At 69.3% G+C, this 4,163-nt stretch carries 1 protein-coding gene and 3 pseudogenes; 3 read left to right on the top strand and 1 reads right to left on the bottom strand.

Translation table 11 applies throughout. The annotated features are described in order from the left end of the window. Window positions 1–168: 168 nt before the first annotated feature. From istA to Q0R63_RS18545, 3 genes and pseudogenes are all read left to right on the top strand, one after another. Window positions 169–1,657: pseudogene (gene istA / locus Q0R63_RS18555) on the top strand (IS21 family transposase); the annotation flags it as partial. Between the two features lie 304 nt (window positions 1,658–1,961). Continuing rightward, a pseudogene (gene istB / locus Q0R63_RS18550) lies at window positions 1,962–2,735 on the top strand (IS21-like element helper ATPase IstB). Then, window positions 2,732–3,220, top strand: coding sequence for a hypothetical protein (locus Q0R63_RS18545; protein ID WP_295700647.1), 489 nt, complete (start codon window positions 2,732–2,734; stop codon window positions 3,218–3,220). Before istB ends, Q0R63_RS18545 begins: the two are co-directional and overlap by 4 nt. A 98-nt stretch (window positions 3,221–3,318) precedes the next feature. Here the strand turns inward: Q0R63_RS18545 and Q0R63_RS18540 are convergent. After that, window positions 3,319–3,856, bottom strand: a pseudogene (locus Q0R63_RS18540) (transposase); the annotation flags it as partial. Window positions 3,857–4,163: the final 307 nt, after the last annotated feature.

The following is a 4,163-nucleotide window of genomic DNA, read 5'->3' as shown; positions in this document are numbered from 1 at the left end:
CCCCAGGTTTGAGGGGTTGACGATCACGTAATTCCCCACCTTGGCGATCACGGAATTCCCCATGGGGACGACGTGCGTGGCCTCCCGGGTGTGGTCCTCCACAAGAAGCAGGCTGCCGCTCACCAACAAGGGTGAGTGAGGGAGCCGATGGCGAGGAGGACGTTTGCGATGATCGATCTGATCGAGATGTACGTGCATTGGGACGCGGGCCGGTCCCAGGTTCAGATTGCCGAGAGTCTGGGTGTGGACCGCAAGACGGTCCGGAAGTATCTGGCGCCGGTGGCGGCGGCCGGGATGACGCCGGGCGGGCCGCCGGTGATGTCGGAGGCGGACTGGCGGGCTCGGGCCGCGGGCTGGTTCCCGGGGGTGGTCGACACGGGCCTGCGGCAGGTGACGTGGCCGGCGATCGAGGCCCACCGGGACTACATCACCGTCCAGCTGGCGGCCGGGGTCACGGTCTCCACGATCCATCAGCGACTGGTCGACGAGCAGGGGCTGGTGACGTCGGTGGCCTCGGTGCGGCGGTGGGTGGCCGGGAACCTGCCCGAGGAGGCCCGCCGCGCCCAGGTGAGGGTGTTGCGCCCGGGACCGGTGCCGCCCGGTAGCGAGGCGCAGATCGACTACGGGCGTCTCGGGGTGTGGACCGACCCGGGCACCGGCCGTCGGCACAGCCGAGCACACCTGCAGGCGAACGCGGATGGTGTTGGCCTGCTCGAGGTACATGTTCGTGCGTCCGGTGCTGCGGATGGACCAGGAGGCATTCGTAGGGTGACCCGGTGTCACGTCGAGGCGTTCGCGTTCTTCGGCGGGTCCCCGGCCCGGCTGGTCCCGGACAACCTCAAGACCGGGGTCGACAAGCCGGACCTGTACGACCCGCAGATCAACCGTTCCTACGCCGAGCTCGCCGCCCACTACGGCGTCCTGGTCGACCCGGCCCGGGCGTTCAAGCCCAAGGACAAACCCCGGGTGGAGCGGCCGATGCCGTGCTGATGAACATGTGCGGGACTCGTACTGGCGGGGGCGGACCTTCACCAGCGTGGAGGGGATGCAGGCCGACGCGGTCCGCTGGTGCACGGAGGTGGCCGGCGCCCGGGCCTGCCGCCCCTTGAACGGCGCCGCACCGGCCGCGGTGTTCGCCGCCGTGGAGGCCCCCGCGTTGACGCCACTGCCGAGGACGCCGTTCGTGTTGGCGACGTGGTCGACCGGCAAGGTCGGCCCCGACATCCACCTCAAGGTCGGCCCGGTCCTGTACTCGGTGCCGTGGCGCCTGATCGGCCAGCAGGTCCACGCCCGCTCGACCGCAAACATGGTCCAGGTCATTGCCGAGGGGAAGGTCGTGGCCACCCATGTGCGACGGCAGCGGGGCCGGTCCACCACGGTGGCGCACTACCCGCCGGAGCGGATCGCGTTCCATATGCGCACCCCGACCTGGTGCCGGCAGGTCGCCGAACAGGTCGGCCCGTCCTGCGGCGAGGTCATCGCGACCTTGTTGGAGGTCAACGCCCTGTTCCGGCTGCGCGCCGCCCAGGGCGTCCTCGGCCTGCGGGACAAGCACAGCCCGGCCCGGCTCGAGGCCGCATGCGTCAAAGCGATCACCGTGGGCGACCCGTCCTACCGCACCATCAAGGGCATCCTGATCGCCGGCACGGAAACCGCCGACGAGAGCGGGCAACCCGTCGGTCGAGTAGCCCAGGTCCCGGCCTTCCTCCACGGCCCGCACGCGCTGTTCGAACCCAGCGACGCCCCCCCTCACGGGTCTCGTGCCGTTACCCACTCCGGCCGCTGAGACCAGCGAACCCGCCCAGCAGGCCACGTCATGAAACCTCGCCCACACCCTTGGTGTCCGCCGGATCCCCGGGGTCTCCAGGCTCAGCCAGCCCACCTCCAGTCGCGGCGCGCCGCGCCCCTAGCCACTGCTGCTCCGCCCGCCCATACCCGTACCCACCTGATCGGAGAACCTCGTGAACGTCCTCAACCCCGCCCTGCACGACACGCTGCGTGCCCTGAAACTGACCGGGATGCTGCAGACCCTGGACGCCCGCGTCGCCCAGGCCCGCGGCGGGCAGCTCGGCCATCTCGACTTCCTGCAGGTTCTCTGTGAAGACGAGATCGCCCGCCGCGAGTCCGGCGCCCTGACCCGCCGGCTGCGCCTGGCCCGGTTCGAGGAACAGGCCACGATCGAGACCTTCGACTTCACCGCCAACCCCAAGGTGCCCGCCGCCGCCCTGCGCGACCTGGCCGCACTGCGCTGGCTGGACGTGGGAGAGTCGATCATCCTGTACGGGCCAACCGGGGTCGGCAAAACACACATCGCTTAAGCGTTGGGACACAACGTGATCCGCCGCGGCGGGCAGGTCCGGTTCGTCAAGACCAGCGCGCTCATGGCCGTCCTGGCCGACCTCGCCGGCGGCCACGCCGACCGCACCTGGGAACGACGGCTGCGGGAGTACACCCGCCCCGCCGTGCTGATCCTCGACGACTTCGCGATGCGGGAGCTGACCGCACCCCAGGCCGACGACCTGTACGAGCTGGTCTCCGAACGAGCCATCACAGCCCGGCCGCTGATCCTGACCTCCAACCGGGCCCCCACCGACTGGTACGCCTTGTTCCCGAACCCCGTCGTCGCCGAGTCGCTCTTGGACAGGCTCATCAACACCAGCCACCAGATCCTGATGGACGGACCCACCTACCGGCCCCGCAAACGACCCCGACCAGTGGATCGGGCAACACCATGACCAGCCCACACCGTCAACGACCTGTTGACACCCGTGACACCCGTGACACCCGTGACACGGTGGCCTGCTACTACGCCGCCGACCCAGCCCGCCGGCCCAGTTGCACCCTGACCGCGACCCTCCGCTACGGAACCGTGGCCCTGTGCCCGTCCTGCAACACCGCCCGCTCGACCCTGGGCAAGGGCCAAACCCCGGTCCGGCTACCCGCCGGGGCGGTATTCGACGTCCTGGGCTGGGTCGCCGACGCCCACCAACAGCTCGACACGGCCGAAGCCACCCTGGCCGCCGCCGTCACCAGAGCCCGCCAAACCGGAGCGTCCTGGACGGTAATCGGAGACCAGCTCGGCATCTCACGTCAAGGCGCACAGCAACGCTTCACCCGTCACCCCACCTCAGCCAACGACACCGAACTCCACAAGGACTCGACAACGACCCACACTCCGGAGTACAAACAGAACACGGACCCCACCTGGGGAATTACGTGATCGTCACCCCTGGGGAATTACGTGATCGTCCACAGACGTCGTCCTACGCGCGGTCGTGCTGTGGCTCAACACATTAGGAGACACGCCCTAGCCCAGGCCGCGGTGTTCGAGTCGGCGTTTCCGGGCCGGAGCTGGATCGCGAGGGTCTTACCGGTCCCGCGGCGCCGTGGTCGACGAACGCGCACAACGGGTGAAGGCCATACCCGCCTTTGAAGTTCGGTGCCGCCTGCTCCTTGTCACTGTGCGAGGTGACAGGGTCGCGTCGAGGTCAACGACCAGCTGATGGTCAGCTGTGACAGCATGATTCGGTGCATCCTGCCCGGCCAGCGCCCACGCCCGAGCCCGGGCGACCTTCCGAGCGGCGGCGACCGCGGCCTGCACGCGGTCCGCATCCCCGGACAATGCGGTGATGGTGCGCGAGACCGTAGCCTCCGACTCGACCCGGCCATAGCTCCCCGGCTCCGACCGCAGGACCGCAGCATCGGATAGGCAGTCACCCCCCAACGCGAGCGTCAGGGCCAGATCGGTGACGACCTTGCTCCGGTCGTGCACCGCGGTCGGCTTCCGCCACCGCGACAGCGACTCCCGCAACGCCGAGCTCAACCCCGTCACCTCCGACGCCGTCGTCAGCAGCACCCTGTCAGATACCCGTGCTCGATAGCGGCGTCCAGAGCCCTGACGTTGGTGGCCGTGGCCCGTGCGAGCAGGTTGCGGAACGCCAGATCAGCACTGACCCTCGGCTGCGCGTCGCCGGGGCAGGAACAGCCCGGAACGCACCACCGTCAAAAGGACAGCGCCGTCACGACTCGTCTGTCAGCGAAGTCCAGCGCGATGACTGTGTCGACGGGCTTGGGCCGGGGCGGGTGTGCGTCGACGCAGGCGGTCAGGGGAGAGTCCGCCGAGAGGGCCTGCTGAATGTCCGGGCTGGAGGTCACGATCGTCG

The sequence above is a fragment of the Lapillicoccus sp. genome, assembly GCF_025353065.1.
Classification (GTDB): domain Bacteria; phylum Actinomycetota; class Actinomycetes; order Actinomycetales; family Dermatophilaceae; genus Lapillicoccus.
This window is presented reverse-complemented; position numbering and strand designations above follow the sequence as displayed.

Excerpts from the sequence above, each read along its gene's own strand:
- Q0R63_RS18545 (WP_295700647.1), top strand. The coding sequence starts at position 2,732 with ATGACCAGCCCACACCGTCAACGACCTGTTGACACCCGTGACACCCGT.